Source organism: uncultured Lutibacter sp., from assembly GCF_937891065.1.
Taxonomy (GTDB): Bacteria; Bacteroidota; Bacteroidia; order Flavobacteriales; family Flavobacteriaceae; genus Lutibacter.
Genome location: NZ_CALAEQ010000058.1, coordinates 1 through 21,456 on the forward strand (window position 1 = coordinate 1; position 21,456 = coordinate 21,456).

Below are 21,456 nucleotides of genomic sequence, written 5' to 3' on the forward strand. Positions count from 1 at the left end.
TCTATTTTAAATTAAGATTTATAAATTATAAATTACTCAATATATAAAGAACTATTGAAATTAAACAGATAACATAGAGAGCAACTGCTCCTATATCCTGAATCGTTATTTTTTTATTTTTCACCATAATACTTATTTTTTTTATGATCTGTTTACAGAAAAGTCCAGTACTACTTTTCTCATTTTTTGCACCCACCTTAAAGCTCCTCCAACCGGACAGAAAAAACGACAAAAGAAATTAGAAAAGAATAGCGATCCAATAAGTGCAGCAGGTAAAATATACCATTGTATTCCTACTCCTTCAAGTGAAAATAACATGGCAAATAGTTCGTATGATGATATTGTAGGATTTGCTGATATAAATATTAAAATTAATTAGAACCATAGTAAAAAAGAAGGTGTTTTTACTGCAATCTTAGAAACTTGTTTTGGTAGTTTCAATTTAATTCCAGAAATCATACTCAAAAGTTTTTGAGTGGCATGGAAAGGGCAAATACTACTGCAATAGACATTCTTTCCCCAAACAATTAGTATTAAAAATGTACCTCCCATAAGAAACCACCAAATAAAATGTGAATGAATATCTGGAAAATAACCTAAAAATAACCGACCAAAATGTGTTAATGATAAGGATGCATTATACATAAAACCAATAAAGACAAAACCAAGTATTAAACTGGCAAATTTAATTTGTTTTTTTCTTATAAAACGATTTTCTTTTTTAAAGAAAATTGACATAATTCCTAAAATAAATATTATGATTATGACAATTTCTTTTGACGCAAACACCCATTTTTTCTCAATTTCTGGTACTTGCATTGACAACTTCTTTTTTGCTATTTGATAGGATGCATCCCTTGTGGCATTTGCGATTGCTAAAGAAGTTATAGTTGCTCCTGAAACCGCAGCGACATCTCCTGGTAGTTCAAATTTATCATTAATGGGTTTATCAGTATATTGGTCATAATATTTATGGTTTTTCAATTTTGCTAGGAAAGAAGCAGTTTCATAACTCCTAACCAGTTCTGTTCCAACAATTGTACCAGATGAATCAGCTATAACAGCAACCTGAAGAGGTCCTCCATATCCTTGAGCCTCACCTGTTGAAAGATATCCAAAAAGCGTTTTTTCTTTATGTACATCGTAGATGTCTGTGTCATTATCCTTAAGCTTCAATTTATTTTCAATCAGAGTGTTAAGTTTGTTTAATTCCTGATTATTGTTGATATTTAGATAGCCAATAACAAAGGCAATTGCTAGCGTGCCATATGTAAACCAATTGATAATTTTTTTCATCATTCTATATTTATTTTTCAACAATCACTTAGCCATTTAAATAGTTAAGCAAATGAAACATTCAAACCAATCATCACCTTTGCATAATTTCTTTGTTTGGGATGTTCCATTCACTTGTATTGTTGTTTGCTATCCTAACCCAATAACTATTTAGTTTGTTTTGGGAACTTTCGTTTTTGGTTTTTTAAGAGCTAACCTTCTTCCTAAAACCAACAAAATAATTGAAGGCATTCCGAAAACTACCATTCCCATACTTGAAGCTCTAGGTTCACCTTCTAAAATTGAGCTAAATGACCATGCTATAGCGAAGATTAGTAAAAAGAATCCTAGGCATATGCTTACCCAGGCAGCGGCATTAAATTTTATTTTTTTATTGTAATGAATAATAGTATATATGCCTAGAGTTGAAAGCACTCCCAGCATAAAAAACAATATTTCTATTCCTGTAAAAATCATAATATTTAGTATTTAAATTTAACAATGTTGGTTTAAATTAGTGTCCGTCATAGCTCTTACCTTTAGGGCTATAGAATTTTTTTACTGCAGATTTATCTTCCACATTTCCGTAACCAAATAGTTCATCCATTTCTCTCATAAAATCATGAACAGGACCAGGCATTGCTGCAGTTACACTATCAACTAATCTGTGATGCCAGAAGTCTGGTTTATTATAAGGACAAGAAGCCATGCACATACCACAGTCATCTCCCAGTTCTCCCCAAAGTTTGAAACACTTTTTTGCATCTACATGATATTTTTTAACACCTTTAACATTGTACCTTGCATTATCTTTATTTTCATGTGTTGGTTCAAATGATGGTTCTTTGTCCTAAGAAATCGCTTTTGTTGGACATGAATCTGCACAACGCATACAATTTTTACAGAAGTCCATTACACCAAATGATTTTGGTTTATCATATTCAACAAAATCAAAATCTGTATACACTTTAGCCAGTCTAACTCTTGGTCCATATTTGTAGGAAACCATTTGTCCTAAACGTGAATTTTCACCTAATCCTGCAGCAATACCGTAAGGAACGCTTAATCCCATATCGTTTCCTGCGGAAACAGCATTATATCCCAAATTTTTCAGGTAAACCGCTAATTGGTAAGGTACTTTTGCCATAGTAGAATATCCTTCACCAGCGGCTGCACTCCCAACGTAAGATGGCGATGCTGAAATACCTTCGTAATCCATTTCAAAGGCCAATACAATAACCGTTTTTGGTACAAAAGGGAAAGAACTCCAATCTGTTACAAACTTGTCAGGTCCCCAATTCTTTAATTCTTCCAATTGCTCAGGTGTTGGTGGACCAGCAAAAGCTTTTCTGGCAATAGGTGGTATGGGGTTAAGAAATTTACTATAATCCCAACGTTTATCTCTTCTTGTAATCCCAACTAAATCTGCTCCAAAAAGTCTGGCAGCTCTTTTAATATGATTTGCAGCTTCCTGTTGATTATTGAATTTATGCTTTTCTTTCACTACATAATCATTGTCAAATAGAGCATGAGGATTTTTTTCTGTCTTTTGTTCCCAACTGTTTACTCCATAGTCAGGAATTCCTGCTGGACTTGGACCTGCAGCAAAATTGTTCATTGCCCAAGCACCTGCAAATAAGGCCTTATCGGCCTGACCATATCCTGTTTTAGAGTTGTCGTATGCAAAATTCATTTTTTGAATAAATGCTTGCCCATCGGCTACGATATCATCATCAACATCTTCACCAATAGCTTTTACAGCATCTACAAAAAAAGATCTGGCCTGAACATGATCCCAATTGCGAGGAGGAACATAATCTCCTCTTACTTCAGCTGGAAAGTCATCATGTATTTTAATGAGATCCTTTGTGATATATTTGTCCAATCCCTGAGCTGCAACCTTTTTAGGCAGGGTAGTTAAAGCAGCGGCACCTGCAGCGACTGATAAACTACCGAGTTTAAAAAAGTCCCTTCTGTTTACTTTTGAAGATTTATCTTTATTATTCATTATACAGAAATTTTAGTTTTCTGATGTAAAGATGAAAACAAAGTTGTTATTTATCGACAAGCCAAGAATTTCGGTCGTTTGTTAATATTTTCGTACTACCAAAATATCTTTTTAACAATTAGAAGCCAAGGAAATTATGAATATGGTGAGGTTAGGAAGATCTTTAAATATCTTTTAAGAATTGTGATGGCGTTTTTCCTGTAAACTTTTTAAATGCGGCATTGAATGTAGCTTTTGATTTGAAACCAGCCTCGAAGGCAAGAGCTAGAATGGTATATTTTCTAAATTCACCTTTTAAAGCAAATTTTTTGAACTCTTCGACTCGATAATTATTTACATAATCGTTAAAACTTTGTCCTATTAATCCATTTAAGGTTTCGGATAATGTATGAATAGGGATGTTACTTAACTTTGAAAACTCAGCTAAATTAAATTCTGAATCCAGATAGGGTTTTTCATTTTCCATTACCTTATTTAAGGTCTTAACGTGAGATTCGGCATCAGATCGTGTAAGGTTAGACTTCTTATATTTTTTGAACCCACTTAAACCTATCTTTTCTTCTGAAAGTTGGATTGTTTTGGGCTCACTAATTATCACATAGCTTATCGCATATCCTAACAACATCAAAAAACAAAGATTAATAATATCCATTACTTTTTCTGTTCCTTCAATAAAAAATGGTAAACTAGTCTTTATCAGCATAATTAAGAAATGAAATACCATCATAAAAAGAAGTAATTTTATTAAAGTTGTTTTCTTTCTATTAAACTGGAAAACCTTTAATGAAAAACCTTTAGTTCCATAAAATTTAGCCAACGTTCTAATAATTACAAAAGGATATATAATGTATAGGGATATGAGAAAGAATTTAGCAATGGAAAGCAATGTTTGCCTTTCATGTTCGGAATTTAAGAATAAGATAAAGATGATAGTATTTATTAATATTGGTACATAATGTAATATGCTTTTAACAGTAAAATTGATTTTTCCATAAATAACTGACAGCACATAATAATACACAATTAGAGGAGCTATGGTAGCTAGAGGAATCATCGTAAATGATAAATTTGATGAATCATCTATAGTTCCTTTGTAGAAGAAATAATAGTAAATATAATGCGTAAGGATATTTGTTAAAACAAGCATTAGCATTAGGTTAGGAAAAGTCCTAAACTTCTTCCTCAGCAATATAATCTGTAATCCTAAAATCTGAGCTCCACAAAAAATAATTAAATGTTGAATATTCATTGATGTATTACTTTTGACTTTATCTTTGATTTTGTGTAAAGACTCTTTACTGATATTTTTAAATCAGTGACGAAATTATTTTCAAATATAATGATTAACCGCTTAAAAATTTATCTACATCTCTTTATATTTCTTAACGCGCTTAGATGTTTCTGAATGTGTAAATAATTCACAACAGCCAACAAATTATTTTTGAACTGAAAAAAGCTTCAGAAAAAAATACATAATTCTACTAAAATGCGATTTCTAAAAACGAAATAAAATGTTGATACCTAAGTTTTTAAGATGGGTTTATTTTGAGGAAATTCCGTATTTATTTGCCGATACAGAAATTAGCAAAAATATTTCCTAATAAATCTTCAGTTGTTACTTCGCCAGTAATTTCTCCTAAATGAAATAATGCCTGACGTACATCAATTGAAAAAAGATCAGTGCTAATATTGTTATCAATACCTTTTTGCACTTCACTAATAGCGTTTAAAGCATTGTTTAAGGCTTCAAAATGACGAGAATTACTAACTATAGTCTCATTATTACTTAAAGCACCTTTATTTGCTAAATTTGTAAGAGTAGCAGTTAATTCATGAATGCCAGTTTTTTGCTTTGCAGACAAAATTATTAAATTTGAATACTGAGATTTAAGTTTTGAAATTTCATCGTTAGAAAGTAAATCGGCCTTATTAATAATAGTAAGAATTCTTTTGGATGGATATTTATTTTCCAATTCCGAAATATTATTTTGAAGTGAATTAATTTTTGAAGCATCAAATAAATGAAGTACCAATTGGGCTTTTTCTATATTTTCAAAGGTTTTTTTGATTCCTATATTTTCAACAAAATCTTCAGTTTTTCTAATTCCAGCGGTGTCTATAAAACGGTATGCTACTCCATCTATAATAAGTTCATCTTCAATAGCATCTCTTGTGGTTCCTTCAATATGACTTACAATTGCTTTTTCTTCATTTAATAAAGCATTTAATAAGGTAGATTTTCCAACATTTGGTTCTCCCACAATTGCTACAGGAATCCCATTTTTTAATACATTTCCTAAAGCAAAAGAATCAATTAAGCGCTTTAAAACATTACTTATTTTTGAAATTAAATTATTAAATTCAGTTCTATCAGCAAATTCTACATCTTCTTCGGCAAAGTCAAGTTCTAATTCAATTAAACTTGCAAAATTGAGTAATTGTTGACGTAAATTTTGAATTTCATCGCTAAATCCACCACGCATTTGTTGCATAGCAACTTGATGTGAAGCTGCTGAATTTGAAGAAATTAAATCTGCAACTGCTTCAGCCTGACTTAAATCCATTTTGCCATTTAAAAAAGCACGTAAAGTAAACTCACCTGCATTAGCGTTTCTAACACCATTCTTTATAAATAATTGTAATATTTCTTGTTGAATATATACAGAACCATGACAACTAATTTCAACAACATTTTCACCTGTGTAGGAGTGAGGATTTTTAAAAATTGAGACTAAAACTTCATCAATTATAACTTTATTGTTAATAATATGTCCTAAATGTATAGTGTGTGATTTTACCTTGTTTAAATCTTTTTTTCCATATTTAGATTTGAAAAACTGATTTACAATAGTTATAGATTCTTCACCAGATATACGTATAACCGCAATTGCTCCAACACCTGATGATGTAGCTAATGCAATAATAGTATCATTATGTAAAGTATTCATAAATGCAAAAATAGGTAAATTTTATAGAGTTTAATGGTGTATTTGGTTATATACTTTAGGTGTAAATGGCTTGTTTTATAAAATCTTCAAAATCTTCATAAAACAACTCAAATTGGTTCATTGCTTCATTAAAAAATAGATATGCACCTTGCCAAGTGTTTTTATTATGAATATTAAATTCTCCGTTATACGTTACATATATTCTATGAATAATTTTACCGTTTTCCAATAAATAGAGTTCATCAAAAATAACATCAGGTAAATAATCTTCAACCAAATTGGTTTTTAGTTCTAAAATCTGATCGAAAAGTAGTTTGTTTTTACGTTTGTCAAAAGATTCAATGTCTAAGCAAACCATTGCATTTTTTTTATTAGCTACAAATTTAAAACTGAAGTCTTTAATTTGAGTATTGTATAAAATCCATTTTCTAGGAAAAGATTTTCCAAAACTTGTCCAGAATTCTTTTCTAAGTTGTGCTGATTCTTCTTTACTAAACATTTTTAATTTTTTTATCTATTTTCTTTTCTTAGTTCTATTGAAATTTAACCATGAATTGATTCTGAGGTTCCCAAATTTTTCATCAATTCAGCCTCATATTCTAATAAATCATCCCATTTCCTGTCTACTTCATTTCGATCTCCAAATTCACGAGCAAATTTTAAAAATAAGACATAATGATTTGCTTCTGAAACCATTAAATCTCTATAGAATTTTGCAAGTTCTTTATCATCAATGTTTTCGGAAAGTAGTCTAAAACGTTCACAACTTCTAGCTTCAATAAGTGCTGCATATAATAGGCGATGCACTAATTGTGTAGTTCTACTACCTCCTTTAGGGAAAAATGTTAATAAATCATGCACATATAAATCTTTACGATCTCTCCCCAATTTAATTCCTCTATTTAAAAGTCGTTCATGTACCATTTTAAAATGGCTCATTTCTTCTTTAACTATAGAAACCATTTCCGTTACTAATTCAGAATATTCAGGAAAACTCATAATTAATGAGTTTGCAGTAGAAGCAGCTTTTAATTCACAGTGTGCGTGATCTATTAAAATTTCATCAATATTTTTTTCTGCAATGTTAACCCAACGTGGGTCTGTAGGAAGTTTTAAGCCAAGCATTATTTTTCAAATTTAAATTTAAGTTCGTCTAAACTGGTTGCTGAACCAACCATTGTTATAATATCTTCTAATCTTAAACGAGTATAACCGTGAGATACTATTAATTGTCCTTTTCTTTTTACAGAAAGAACCAAAATATCAGATGGTAATCTTAATTCTCGCAAACGCATTCCATGGATATCCTGATTACTTACTTCAATATCTATGGTATCTTGTCCTTCATCCATACCCATTAATAAGGATGTAGCACTTGGAGAACGAACAAAGTGATCTAATAAACTTACCATTGCTGTAGCTGGTTCAATGATTAATACACCAAGTTTATGAAATTTTTCGAATTTAGCACGCTCATTTAATCTAACAATTACATCTTTTGTTCCAATATTCTCATATATTAGTTCTGCTAATTTGTAATTATCGTCATCTGAAAGCATTAATATAATAGTTGCTGAAGGATCTAATTTCAACTTTTTTAAAGCAGCTAAGCTTATGATTTTTAAATCTGTAATTTCAATATTTTCTATGTTGTTTCTACTTTTTTCTTCAGTATTTATAATTCTAACATTCCATTTATTTTTTTGCAACTGTTGTGCAAGTGCAATAGATTGATTCTCTAATCCGAAAATTATAGCGTCTTGTTTTGTTTTAAATTTAGGGGATCTTGCTCGTAAATGGCTTTCTTTTACAAAATTTAGAGCCCATTTAAATAGGGGAGGACCAACTAATTGGTTAATAACAATAATTGCAATTATAATAGCTTCAAATTGATGCCCCCAAATAGGGAATTCTTCAGAAATAATAGTTGCTAAACCCAAAGCTACTCCAGCTTGTGTTAAATATGGCATCCAAGCAATAAGTGCATATTTTTTAAAATCGTTTGCAGCATAAACACCAAAAATTCCTCCAAAAAACATGGTTACTAATCGTAAAAAGAAAAACGCAACTGCTATTCCAAAAACACTCATTAATGTTTGAATTGATAAAGAAGCACCTGTTAAAGTGAAAAACACAATATAAATTATTGGACTTATTTCCTTTAAAGTCTTGGAAAATTCAATGCGATGTTTACTATAATTTGTTAATACAAAACTACCAATAATGCAAATTAATAAAGGTTCTAAAGCAAATTCGTGGCTAAATAATTCTTCAGATTTAATTCTTATAAAATGAGAAAATAAATATATTCCATAACCCATAAATAGGATAATAAATCCTTTTAATTTGATGTCGAATTTAGTTAAAAACGGAACTTGTAATAATTTTCCAAGGAGAAAACCTAACCCGAAAGATGTTATTAATTCTAATAATAAAATGATAAAAAACAATAAATTAATGGCTTCATCATTTATTAAGGCTTTAGCTATTGATAAACTAATAGCGAATAAAATGATAACTAAAACATCCTTCACAACAGTTACACCCATTACCGTTTTAGTAAATGGTCCATTAGCCCTCATTTCATTAATTACTGCAATTGCTGAGGATGGCGATCGAGCTACAAAAATAGTAGCAAATAAAACTGCAACAGCTATTTTATGAGTTGACGGCATATTTGCCATAAATGGTATTCGATCTGCTACTAAATAAATAACGATAGAACTCATAGCAAAAGTGATTACAAGTTGCCCTATTGTCATCCATTTAATGCTTTTTATTCGGCTTCGTAATTCATCTAAATACAGTTCTGAACCTGCCGAAAATGCAATAATTGCCAATGCCATTTCATTTAAAAAGGAAAGTTCTTTTAATGCTTTTGGATTTATAAAATTTAAAACTGAAGACCCTGCAATAATACCAGTAATAATAAGTCCGGTAATTAAAGGGAATTTTATTTTTTGAAAAACTTTTGCTATCTCATTGGCAGCAAGGGCAACTATTAAAAAGCCTATTAAAAAGGTAATAAGTAATTTTATATCCAAGATTTGGTAGTTTTAAAAGCTAATATACTAATTGAAATGCAATATCTGCGCTTAAATGTCTAAATCAAAAGTTTTTCTTAACAATTCTAAAGTATTATTTTTCTCTTTTAATTTTTCGTATTTTTCTTGTGGTGTGTACGCGTATTTTTTGGTAACTTCTTCATTAACATCAATAACAATGGTAATTTTAAAGTTATTTAGGTTTTCTCGTAAATATTTTAATAAAGGTCCTTTAGCTCTGTCTAATTGGTCTTTCATTAAAGTGTTTGGAAGCTCAAAATGAATTTCGTTTCCTTTTTTTATAGGTTTGCTAGCATTTAATATTGAAGAGACACTTTTTTTTCCTTGCTCAGCCAATTTATCAGCATATTGTTTCCAAAGAAGTAACACTTTCTCATCTGAAAAAGCATCGGTAGGCAAACCTTCAACTTCTTCATATTCAACCTCAATTATTTCAAGTTCTTTTTTAGCATTAATACTTTTAAGAGATAGGGAAGATGGTCTTCTGCTTACATTTCTTAAAACAGGTTTAACTACTTCTTTTTTAGGTGTTTCAATAATTTTTTTAGAAGGAGTTATAGCTGAAGTCTTTTCAACCTTAGGAATAAAAATGGGTTTAGAAACTACACCTGTGTTAAAATGAAGAGATGCAATTATGTAGGGTTTATTGTTTTTTTTTTCTCCATCGAAAGTGATAGAGGCTAATTGCATTAAAGTAAGTTCAACTAATAATCGTTGATTCTGACTGGTTTTGTATTTTAAATCGCAATCGTTGGCTAATTCAATTCCTTGAAGGAGAAAACGTAAATCACATTTTTGTGATTGTGTTAAATATTTCTTTTTAGCATTGTCGCCAACTTCTAATAAATCAATAGTGATTTTATCTTTTGCTACTAATAAATCTCTAAAATGAGCTGCTAAACCACTAATAAAATGATGGCCTTCAAAGCCTTTACTTAAAATTGAATTGAAATGAACTAAAACTTGAGGTATTTTATTTTCAAGAATTAAATCGGTAGTTTTAAAATACTCATCATAATCGAGTACATTTAAATTTTCTGTAACTGCCTTACGCGTTAATTCTTTCCCTGAGAAACTTACAACTCTGTCAAAAATTGAAAGAGCATCACGCATGGCACCATCAGCTTTTTGAGCAATTATATGCAACGCATCATCTTCAGCAGTAATATTTTCTTCAATGCAAATTTTCTCTAAATACTTTTTAGCATCTAAAACCCCAATTCTTTTAAAATCGAAAATCTGACAGCGAGAGAGTATGGTTGGAATTATTTTATGCTTTTCAGTAGTTGCTAAAATAAATATAGCGTGTGCCGGTGGTTCTTCTAATGTTTTTAAAAAAGCATTAAAAGCTGAAGCTGACAACATGTGAACCTCATCAATAATATACACTTTATACTTTCCTGTTTGCGGCGGAATTCTAACTTGTTCTGTTAAACTTCTAATGTCATCAACAGAATTGTTTGATGCAGCATCTAATTCGAAAATATTGAAAGCAAAATCGTTATCTTCTAAATTTTGAGAGCTATTCTGATTTATATTCTTAGCTAATATTCTAGCGCATGTTGTTTTACCAACCCCACGAGGCCCTGTAAATAATAGTGCTTGTGCTAAATGGTTACTTTTTATAGCGTTTTCAAGCGTATTTGTAATAGCTTGTTGCCCAACAACTTCCTCAAAAGTTTGAGGACGGTATTTACGAGCTGATACTATAAAATGTTCCATTTATGATAAAAAATTGTTTCGCAAAAATAGCAAATCGAATTGTGAATGTGTGTTTAAAATATTAAAAATATTGATAAATTTCAAAAAATTTATTTTTTGAAATTGGAAGCATCAAATCTTCAATTATAATTACACCTAATCTTTTATTTCATAAATTTTATTATACAAATGTTTGTATTCTTTTAAGATTTCATCACGCTTTGGTTTCATTGTTGGAGTTAATAATCCATTATCAATTCCCCAAACTTCAGGTGTCAATTCAAATCGTTTGATGGTTTCCCATTTAGCGAAATTCTTATTTCCTTTATCTATTTCTTTTTGAATTCGTTTAATTGTATGTGGGTTCTTAATTAAATCATGGTTATTTTCAGAAACAGGCTCGTGATGTTTTCTGGCCCATTTTCTTAAAAATTCAAAATTAGGTTGAATAATTGCTGCTGGCATTTTTTGACCTTCACCAATTACTAAAATTTGCTCTATAAAACGAGATTGTTTCATTTCGTTTTCAAGTAATGCAGGTGCTACATATTTTCCACCAGAAGTTTTAAAAATTTCTTTTTTTCTACCAGTTATTTTTAAAAATCCTTCTGAATCAAATTCACCTTTATCTCCAGTGTGAAAATAATCACCAGTCATTACACTTTCAGTTTTTTCAGCATCTTTATAGTAACCTTGCATAACGTTTGGACCTTTAACTAAGATTTCTCCATCTTCAGCAATTTTTACTGTTACATTATCAATCGTCTTTCCTATAGTTCCAATTTTAAAATTACCGCCTTTAATCATATTAACAGATACTACTGGTGAAGTTTCTGTTAATCCATAACCTTCCATTACAGGCATTTGTGCAGCTGTAAATACTCTAGCTAAACGTGCTTGTAGTGGAGCACTTCCAGAAACCATTGTTTCTAAATTACCTCCTAATGCTTCGCGCCATTTACTAAAAATCAATTTATTGGCAAGTGCCAACTTCTTTTCGTACCACCAACCATTTTTACCATAAGGCTCATATTTTAAACCTAAATCAACAGCCCAAAAGAATAACATTTTTTTAACTCCTGTTAATTCAGAGCCTTTTGTGATAATTCCATCATATACTTTTTCTAGTAATCTTGGAACAACAGTCATAAATTGAGGCTGAACTTCTTTTAAATTTTCACCAATTTTTTCTAAACTTTCTGCAAAATATATTGAGCATCCAGAGTATTGATATAAATAATGAAGCATTCTTTCAAATATGTGACATACAGGAAGAAAACTTAAGGCTTTAAAATTTCCTTTTTCTAAAGGTAATTTAGGTAAACAATCTATTACATTTGAAACAACATTTTTATGAGAAAGCATAACTCCCTTAGGCCTTCCAGTTGTGCCAGAAGTATAAATAATAGTTGCTAAATCTTCAGGCTTAACAGCATCTTTTATTTTGTCAACTTCGTTTTGTAAACTTTCATCTTCTCCAAGTTTACTAACTTCATTCCAGTTTTTGCAACCATCAATTTCATCAAATGAATAAATATCTTTTAATGTTGAAACTTTGTCTTTAATTGCATCAGCTTTAATGAGTAATTCTTTATCAGACAAAAAACAATGTGTTATTTCTGCATGATTAAAAATATATTCATAATCTTCTTTTGAAATAGTAGGATAAATTGGAATATTAACAGCCCCAATTTGTAAAATTCCAAAATCTAATATATTCCATTCGGTTCTGTTATTTGTTGAAATTACACCAATTTTATCCCCAGGTTTGACACCTAATTTTAATAAACCTCTACTAATTGCATTTCCTTTATTAATAAATTCTTGTGAAGAAGTAGATACCCATTCTCCATTGTGTTTTACTGTAAAAGCTTTATCTAAATTGTATTTTTCGAGTTGATAATAAGCGAAATCGAATAATCTTGTAATTTCTTTGGACATTATCTATGTTATTTGATTTAATATATGGCAAAATATAAAAATTAATATGATTTAGCAAACACAAAAGTAGCAATAGATATAAATTTAATTTTTGTAAATTTTATCGTGTAAGTGATTGTATTTCTTGCGAATAGCTTTTCGCTTTATTTTCATTGTTGGTGTTAGCAGGCCATTTTCAATACTCCAAATTTCTGGAGTTAGTTCAAAACCTTTTATTTTTTCCCAATTTCCAAAGAATTTATTTACGAAAACGATTTCTTTGAGAATTCTTTTAATCACTTTTTTGTCTGAAATTATTGCTTTGTTAGAAGAAATATCAATCTTTAATTCTTTTCTTTTTATCCATTCAATTAAAAACTCAAAATGTGGCTGAATAATTGCAGCTGGCATTTTTTCGTTCTCCCCAATAACCATCACTTGTTCAATAAATCGAGATTCTTTTAGTCTACCCTCCAATACAGCAGGAGCAATATATTTTCCGCCTGAAGTTTTAAACATTTCTTTTTTTCTGTCAGTTATTTTTAAGAAACCTTCATTATCTAATTCACCAATATCACCTGTATGTAAATAACCATTTATAATAGTTTGTTTGGTTAATTCTGGTTCTTTGAAATAGCCCATCATAACATTGGAACCTTTTACTAATATTTCTCCGTCTGAAGCAATTTTCACTTCAATATCCTTTAAGGTTCTTCCAACAGTACCAATTTTGAAACCTCCATTTCTAAAATCGTTTATAGAAATACCAGGAGAAGTCTCAGTCATACCATAACCTTCAAAAACTGGAATGTTAGCAGCGTTAAAAACTTTTATTAAAATGGGTTGAAGAGGAGCACTTCCAGAGACTAAAAATTTAATATTTCCCCCCAATGAATCTCTCCATTTGCTAAAAACCAATTTGTTAGCAATCTTTAATTGAAAATGATACCACCAACCATTCTTTTGATACGGTTGAAAACGCTTTCCTAAGTTTAGTGACCAAAAGAAGAGTATTCTTTTTAACCCTTTTAAATTACTTCCTTTATCAACAATTTTGTCATATATTTTTTCTAATAATCTTGGAACAACAGGAATAAAATGAGGTTTAACTTCTTTTAAATTGTCTCCTAATTTCTCAATTGATTCAGCATAATAAATTTCAAAACCTATTAATTGATAATAATATAATGCAAAACGTTCAAAAATATGGCAAATAGGTAAGTAGCTTAAAACTCTATAATTTCCAGGTTCAAAATTTAATGCTTTAGCACTTACAAAAGCATTTTCTACAATATTATTATGTGAAAGCATGACGCCTTTTGGAGTGCCTGTTGTGCCAGAAGTATAAATAATTGTTGCTAAACTTAAAGGAGAAACATTCCTTTTTAATTCGTCAACTTCAGCTTGGTTTGAAGTGTCTTCACCTAATTTCAATAAAGATTTCCAGCTTGAAACATTTTTAATTTCATCAAATGAATAAAGATCTTTTAGTTGAGTTTTATCTATAATTTTTGAAACTTTTTTAACAAGTTCTTTGTCTGAAACAAAACACAAAATAGCATCAGAATGGTTGATAATATATTGATAATCAGATGATGAAATGGTTGGGTATAAAGGAACATTTACTGCGCCAATTTGCAATACGGCAACGTCTAAAATACTCCATTCGACTCTATTTGTGGAAGTTACAACAGCTATTTTATCGTTGGGTTTAACACCTAATCTTAATAATGCTCTACTTATAATATTTGCTTGTTCAATGTACTGTCTTGTTGAAGTAGGTAACCATTTGTCACCAACTTTAGTATTAAAACATTTATCTAGTGGGTTGGTTGCTAATTGATGATAAGCAAAATCAAATAACCGTGTAATTTCTTGATTCATAAGTATGGTTTGGTCAATGCAAAATAGACAAAAAAAAGGATTTCACAAAAATGAAATCCTTTTCTAATTTATGATGAAATTAGTTTAGTGTCTGTTAATTTATTATTTAGGCCTTATAAATACTTCAGAATAAGGAAATTTCGACTTTTTTTCTTACTCTTTAATTTGTAATTTCCATTGAAAAAACATTGTTCAATAGATTAAATTATTACTAATTTGATTAAATCAAAGGATATTATTCTACTTATTTTGTTCCATGTTGGTTTCTAAAAACACCAGAAAATAATAATCCACCAATTATTCCCATTAAAATAAAAACTACTTGTTGATATAAATTATCAGCAGTAATGATTGATGAATTTAAAAAGGAGTTGCTAAGCCCCATAAAAGATTTACTACCAGGAACAAGCATAACGATGCCTTGAGTTAAATAAACTGTTTTAGGAGATTTAGTAATTCTACTAAATAAATTACTAATAGCAACAGCAGCTATTGTACCTATAAAGGTGCTAAGTAAAACACCTAACCCTGAAAATAACACCGTTAGAAAAAAAACTAAAGCACCAGTAAGAACTCCAAAAAACATGTCCTTTTTCCGAACCTGAAAAATAGCCAAAAGGCTTATTGAAAAAAGAGGAATCCCACAGAACATAATCCATTGAGGCATTTCAGAGATATGGACTAAAAGTTTAAAATCTATAAATGATGACATAACCGCCAAGCCTAGTAAAACTCCAAAAAATTGTTTAAACAATGAAATAATGGAATCAAATAATTTAGCAACTCCAGAAACTAAATTTTTTGAAGTAATTTCTTCTAAAGACGTTGTTATTGCTAAACCAGGAATAAAAATTATAATAGCAGACAGTATTGTTATACCAACATTAAATTCTGGAAAAACTAAATGCAATAAGCAAGCAAAAATGGTAACAACAAAAGATATTAATGAATCTAAAATAGTTTCTAAATAGTTTGATTTACTCGATAAATACACCATAAAGTAAACCAAAGCCCCTAATAGTAAAGAAAAAATAAAAGAAACCCAATTGGTACCAATCATTAAACTAAATGCTCCAGAGGCTATTGCAAATGAAAATGTTTGAACTAGATGATTTACTTTTTTTGTTTCTTTATGAATCAATTTCAATTCATTTTCTACTTCTGAAAGATCAATCTCATTTGCTATTATTTTATTAGTAACTTCCTCAATGCGCGATAAAGCACCCAAGTTTAGAACACCAGGAGGAATGCATTCTATATAATTATAGGTTTGCTCATCTTCATAAAAAACATAATTTATCCAAGTCGGTAAATCCATAAACGTACCATTTATTCCTTGAGCTTTTGAAACTTTGGTTAAATAGGTTTGAATTTTATAGGAAGGAATTCCGTAGGTATGCAGTGCTTTTCCTAATTCAATTATAAATTGGTATTTTTTAGGTGTTTTCATTGTCTGGCATCATAAAAACAATGTATAAAGAGGATGTCTGAAAATTAATTAAAAATAATTTTGTCAAACTGAGCTTGTCGAAGTTGGTACTGAATATCAAAACATAAATATATTTCGACAAGCTCAATATGACACAAAACTTTACTTTTTAGGCAGCCTTTTTAAGATGTTTTATTTTTAGAATATATTGATTTTACTTAGTTAACCATTTTTTTGCATTTACAAAAGCTTCAGCCCAAGGTGAAACTTCATCCTTTCTATGTGCTGGGTAATAAGGCCAGTTCCATTGGAAAGTTGAGCGTTCAATATGTGGCATCATCACTAAATGGCGACCATCTTTTGAACATAGCATAGCTGTATTATAATCAGACCCATTCGGATTTGCAGGATATGCATCATAACCATATTTAGCTACAATATCATATGCTGATTCCTCCATTGGTAAGTTAAATTTTCCTTCACCATGTGAAATCCAAACTCCTAAAGTACTTCCTGCTAAAGTAGAAAGCATTACAGAATTATTTTCTTGAATTGTTACCGAAGTAAAATTACTTTCGTGTTTATGAGAATCATTATGAAGCATTTTACCATGAACTTTGTGTTCAGGATTAATGACTTCTAATTCCATAAATAACTGACAACCATTACAAATTCCAACAGATAACGTATCTTTTCTTTTGAAGAAATTATCTAAAGCTGTTTTTGCTTTTTCATTGTATAAAAATGCTCCAGCCCAACCTTTAGCAGAACCTAAAACATCTGAATTACTAAATCCACCAACAGCACCTATAAACTGAATATCTTCTAAATTTTCACGACCGCTAATTAAATCGGTCATATGCACATCTTTTACATCAAACCCAGCTAAGTACATAGCATTTGCCATTTCACGTTCACTATTACTTCCTTTTTCACGAATAATAGCCGCTTTTGGTCTTGGTTTAGATGCATCAATAACTGGAAGTTTTCCTGTGAATTGTTTTGGGAATGTATATTTTAATGGTTGTTTTTTGTAATTATGAAAACGATCTTTAGCCAAACCATTTGCAGTTTGCTTATTATCTAACAAATAAGAAGTCTCAAACCAAGCATCTCTATATTTTACAATATCTAATTTACAAGGACCAAAGTCTAATGTTTCTTCACTTGTTACATTTCCTAATTTGTAAAAAGACACATTATTCTCTTTTAATTTATTTTCAAGAACTTCATCTTCTTTTGCTTGGAAAACAATTCCAATATTCTCAGAAAAAAGGTATTTAATAATGTCTTTTTCTTCAAAAACAGAGAAATCTATTTTAGCTCCTAAATTTACATCAGCAAAACACATTTCTAATAAAGTAGTAATTAATCCACCACTTCCAATATCGTGACCTGCTAAAATTTGATCTTCTAAGATTAATTCTTGAATGGTGTTAAAAGCATTTTTAAAGAACGTAGCATCTTTAATAGTTGGAGTACTATTTCCAATTTTATTAAGAGTTTGAGCAAATGAAGAACCTCCTAATTTAAAGTCATCTTGAGAAAGATTAATGTAATAAATAGATCCACCGTCTTTTTGTAAAAAAGGTTCAACTACTTTTTTAATGTCATTACAATGTCCTGCAGCCGTAATGATTACAGTTCCAGGAGATAACACTTCTTCGTTTGGATATTTTTGTTTCATAGATAAAGAATCTTTACCTGTTGGAACATTAATTCCTAATTCAATAGCAAAATCTGAAACAGCTTTCACGGCTTTATATAAACGAGCATCTTCACCTTCATTTTTACAAGGCCACATCCAGTTTGCTGATAAAGAAACAGAGTCTAATTTATCTTGTAAAGGTGCCCAAATTAGGTTTGATAAAGCTTCTCCAATAGCAGTTCTACTACCCGCATCAGGGTCAATTAATGCCGCAACGGGAGAATGACCAAGAGAAGTAGCAATTCCATCTTTACCATTATAATCTAAGGCCATTACGCCCACATTATTTAAAGGTAACTGTAAGGGTCCAAGACATTGTTGTTTTGCAACTTTGCCACCTACACAACGGTCTACTTTATTTGTTAACCAATCTTTACAAGCCACAGCTTCTAACTGAAGTACTTGTTCTAAATAAGTTGCTATATTTCTTACAGAATATTCTAAATCTGAATAATCATATTTAACTGTTTTATCAGTCATAATGGTTTTTGGAGAACTTCCAAACATATCATCCATTTCTAAATCCATTGGTTTTTCACCTGTAGATTTAGATTTAAACGTAAAACGATGATTGCTAGTTACTTCACCAACTTCATAATAAGGAGCACGTTCACGATCTGCAATTCTATGCAAATATTCAGCATCTTTTGCTCCAATCACCAATCCCATACGTTCTTGAGATTCGTTACCAATAATTTCTTTAGCTGAAAGCGTAGGGTCACCAATAGGTAATTTATCTAAATCAATTAATCCTCCAGTATCTTCAACTAATTCAGATAAACAATTTAAATGTCCACCTGCACCGTGATCGTGAATAGAAACAATGGTGTTTACATCACTTTCTACCATTCCACGAATGGCATTGGCAGCTCTTTTTTGCATTTCAGGATTTGAACGTTGTACCGCATTTAATTCAATACCACTTTCAAAAGCCCCAGTATCAGCAGATGATACCGCAGCACCACCCATTCCAATTCTATAATTATCACCACCAAGAATTACGATTTTATCATGTTCTTTTGGCGTGTCTTTTAATGCTTGATCTTCTTTTCCGTATCCAATACCACCAGCTTGCATAATTACTTTATCAAACCCTAATTTTCGTGCTTCTTCTTCATGTTCAAAAGTTAACACAGAACCAGTAATTAGTGGTTGCCCAAATTTATTTCCGAAATCTGAAGCCCCATTTGATGCTTTCACTAAAATATCCATTGGAGTTTGGTATAACCACTCACGTTCTTTCATACCTTTTTCCCAAGGTCTGTTTTCATTTAAACGAGAATAAGAAGTCATATAAACGGCAGTTCCGGCTAAAGGTAAAGAACCTTTCCCACCGGCCAATCTATCTCTAATTTCACCACCAGCTCCTGTTGCAGCTCCATTAAAAGGTTCAACAGTTGTTGGGAAATTATGTGTTTCAGCTTTTATTGAAATAACCGATTTAAAATCTTTCTTTTCATAGAAATCCGGTTTATCAGCAGTTTTAGGAGCAAATTGCTCAACAGTTGGTCCTTTTATAAAAGCAACATTATCTTTATATGCTGAAACAATTCCTTCAGGTTTTTTAGCAGAAGTTAAACGGATTAATTTAAATAACGATGTAGGCATTTCTTCTCCATCAATTACAAAAGTTCCATTAAATATTTTATGACGACAGTGTTCTGAATTTACTTGAGAAAAACCAAATACTTCAGAATCGGTTAATTTTCTACCAATTTTTTTGCTAATTCCGTTTAAATATTCAACTTCCTCATTACTTAAAGACAATCCTTCTTGTTGATTGTAAGTCGCAATATCTTCAATATCTAATACTGGTTCTGGTTTTATAAGAATATCAAAAATAGTTTGATTTAAACTTTCAAACTTTTGAAAAATCATAGGGTCGAAATTTGCTGTTTCGTTTGAAGCAGTAAATTCTTCAATTCTAATAATCCCTTCAACACCCATATTTTGAGTGATTTCAACAGCATTTGTACTCCAGGGAGTAATCATTGCAGCACGAGGGCCAATAAAAAAAGCATCGATTGATGCCTGTTCTAATTTTTCTTGATTTCCAAAAAGCCAGTTTAGTTTTAACGTGTTTTCTTGTGAAAGTTCTTTTGACGTTTGTACAGCGAATATTTTACTGTTTTCATTACCAAAGAATTGAATCATATTGCAGTTGATTTAAGTATATTGTTAGAAAAATGCAAACTTAACTAAAATATTAGAAACAATCAGTTTGCTTTTTACTGAATTCAAACAGTTATTAAATGACTTTTAAACAATTTGCTTTATAGAAAAGATGAGGCATCAAAGAATTAATCACAATAAACTTGTTGAAAATCTTGAACATTAAAAGAATGATATAAGTTATTGAATCAATTTAGTATGTTTAATGAAGTAATTGTTATTTATTTAACAAAACAGTGCTATTTGTAAAACTTTTGCAAGTTTTCATTTTGTATATTAAACATTTTTATATATTTGCTTCATAAAACAAGAAACAATGTTATTTATTCAATTTCATCATCATCATTTTCATACTAGCATTCAGGCGAGAAGATAATGTATTGAATAAAGTTAAATAATATATTTTAAAACCCGTTTGAGTAAATCAAGCGGGTTTTTTGTTTTACGCTATTAGATTTACTTAAACACATTAAACTAAATAATGAATAAAATTAAAATCGCAGTACAAAAAGCAGGTAGATTAAATGAAGATTCTCTTCAATTACTAAAAGATTGTGGTATATCCATTGACAATGGGAAAGACCAATTAAAAGCTTCAGCAAGTAATTTTCCTTTAGAAGTTTTATACTTACGAAATGGTGATATTCCTCAATATCTTCGTGATGGAGTAGTGGATATAGCAATTATTGGTGAAAATGTTCTAATTGAAAAAGGAACAGATATAGGTATCGTTGAGAAATTAGGGTTTTCAAAATGTAGAGTTTCTTTGGCAGTTCCAAAAGACACTAATTATAGCAATATTAAAGATTTAGATGGTGCAAGAATTGCGACATCTTATCCAAACACAGTGAAACAATATTTTAAAAAGTTTAATGTTACACCTGATATTCATATTATTAGTGGTTCTGTTGAAATAGCACCTAATATAGGTTTAGCTGATGCAATTTGTGATATTGTTTCAAGTGGAAGTACACTGTTTAAAAACAATTTAAAGGAGGTAGAAGAAATGTTGAAGAGTGAAGCAGTTTTAGCAGTTTCTCCTTCAATTTCAGAAGAAAATCAAAAAATTCTTGATAAAATTCAATTTAGAATTCAAGCAGTTTTAAAGGCTCGTAAATCGAAGTATATTTTAATGAATGCACCAAATAATAAAATTGATGCAATTATAAAACTATTACCGGGAATGCGCAGCCCAACTGTTTTGCCTTTAGCAGAAAAAGGATGGAGTTCAATTCATACGGTAATTGAAAAGAATTCATTTTGGGAAGTGTTAGATGAGTTAAAAGCAAATGGCGCTGAAGGATTGTTGGTAATTCCTATAGAAAAAATGGTACTTTAAATAAGTT

General features: G+C 30.3%; 16 protein-coding genes. 1 reads left to right on the top strand and 15 read right to left on the bottom strand.

Going from position 1 to position 21,456, the window contains the following annotated elements:
- Positions 1-141: 141 nt before the first annotated feature.
- From Q0352_RS03570 to purL, 15 genes are all read right to left on the bottom strand, one after another.
- On the bottom strand, positions 142-318 hold the full coding sequence (locus Q0352_RS03570) for a 4Fe-4S binding protein (RefSeq protein ID WP_299523746.1): 177 nt from the start codon (positions 316-318) through the stop codon (positions 142-144).
- A 57-nt stretch (positions 319-375) separates the two neighbouring features.
- Entirely contained in the window at positions 376-1,299 is a 924-nt protein-coding gene (locus Q0352_RS03575) for an FMN-binding protein (protein WP_299523749.1), read from the bottom strand.
- A gap of 147 nt (positions 1,300-1,446) precedes the next feature.
- Positions 1,447-1,752, bottom strand: a complete 306-nt coding sequence (locus Q0352_RS03580; protein WP_299523752.1) for a hypothetical protein — start codon at positions 1,750-1,752, stop codon at positions 1,447-1,449.
- A gap of 37 nt (positions 1,753-1,789) precedes the next feature.
- Positions 1,790-1,984, bottom strand: a complete 195-nt coding sequence (locus Q0352_RS03585) for a hypothetical protein (RefSeq protein ID WP_299523755.1) — start codon at positions 1,982-1,984, stop codon at positions 1,790-1,792.
- A 141-nt stretch (positions 1,985-2,125) separates the two neighbouring features.
- Positions 2,126-3,283 (bottom strand): reductive dehalogenase domain-containing protein, encoded by a 1,158-nt coding sequence (locus tag Q0352_RS03590; protein ID WP_299523758.1) that lies wholly within the window; start codon positions 3,281-3,283, stop codon positions 2,126-2,128.
- Positions 3,284-3,446: 163 nt separating this feature from the next.
- Complete coding sequence (locus Q0352_RS03595) at positions 3,447-4,430, bottom strand: AraC family transcriptional regulator (RefSeq protein WP_299523761.1); 984 nt, start codon at positions 4,428-4,430, stop codon at positions 3,447-3,449.
- 415 nt (positions 4,431-4,845) lie between these two features.
- Positions 4,846-6,231 (bottom strand): tRNA uridine-5-carboxymethylaminomethyl(34) synthesis GTPase MnmE, encoded by a 1,386-nt coding sequence (gene mnmE / locus Q0352_RS03600; RefSeq protein WP_299523764.1) that lies wholly within the window; start codon positions 6,229-6,231, stop codon positions 4,846-4,848.
- A gap of 55 nt (positions 6,232-6,286) precedes the next feature.
- Positions 6,287-6,730, bottom strand: coding sequence for a DUF4268 domain-containing protein (locus Q0352_RS03605; protein WP_299523767.1), 444 nt, complete (start codon positions 6,728-6,730; stop codon positions 6,287-6,289).
- 44 nt (positions 6,731-6,774) lie between these two features.
- On the bottom strand, positions 6,775-7,356 hold the full coding sequence (locus Q0352_RS03610) for a tRNA-(ms[2]io[6]A)-hydroxylase (RefSeq protein WP_299523770.1): 582 nt from the start codon (positions 7,354-7,356) through the stop codon (positions 6,775-6,777).
- Positions 7,356-9,275: a cation:proton antiporter gene (locus Q0352_RS03615; protein WP_299523773.1), complete on the bottom strand. Its 1,920-nt coding sequence runs from the start codon at positions 9,273-9,275 to the stop codon at positions 7,356-7,358. The genes Q0352_RS03610 and Q0352_RS03615 overlap by 1 nt, the downstream gene beginning before the upstream one ends.
- A 51-nt stretch (positions 9,276-9,326) precedes the next feature.
- The gene (gene dnaX / locus Q0352_RS03620) at positions 9,327-11,018 is read right to left on the bottom strand and encodes a DNA polymerase III subunit gamma/tau (RefSeq protein WP_299523776.1); all 1,692 of its coding nucleotides are present in this window, start codon (positions 11,016-11,018) and stop codon (positions 9,327-9,329) included.
- A gap of 135 nt (positions 11,019-11,153) precedes the next feature.
- A complete protein-coding gene (locus tag Q0352_RS03625) occupies positions 11,154-12,938 on the bottom strand; it encodes a long-chain fatty acid--CoA ligase (protein ID WP_299523779.1) in 1,785 nt (594 codons plus the stop codon).
- An 84-nt stretch (positions 12,939-13,022) separates the two neighbouring features.
- Entirely contained in the window at positions 13,023-14,801 is a 1,779-nt protein-coding gene (locus Q0352_RS03630; RefSeq protein WP_299523782.1) for a long-chain fatty acid--CoA ligase, read from the bottom strand.
- 244 nt (positions 14,802-15,045) lie between these two features.
- Positions 15,046-16,251 carry a threonine/serine exporter ThrE family protein gene (locus tag Q0352_RS03635; RefSeq protein WP_299523785.1) on the bottom strand — a complete coding sequence of 402 codons (1,206 nt, stop codon included), beginning with the start codon at positions 16,249-16,251 and terminating at the stop codon, positions 15,046-15,048.
- A 193-nt stretch (positions 16,252-16,444) separates the two neighbouring features.
- Positions 16,445-20,092 carry a phosphoribosylformylglycinamidine synthase gene (gene purL, locus Q0352_RS03640; protein ID WP_299523788.1) on the bottom strand — a complete coding sequence of 1,216 codons (3,648 nt, stop codon included), beginning with the start codon at positions 20,090-20,092 and terminating at the stop codon, positions 16,445-16,447.
- Between the two features lie 499 nt (positions 20,093-20,591).
- On the opposite strand from purL, the gene hisG reads away from it, so the two are divergent.
- Positions 20,592-21,449 (top strand): ATP phosphoribosyltransferase, encoded by an 858-nt coding sequence (gene hisG, locus Q0352_RS03645; RefSeq protein ID WP_299523791.1) that lies wholly within the window; start codon positions 20,592-20,594, stop codon positions 21,447-21,449.
- The last annotated feature ends 7 nt before the right edge of the window (positions 21,450-21,456 follow it).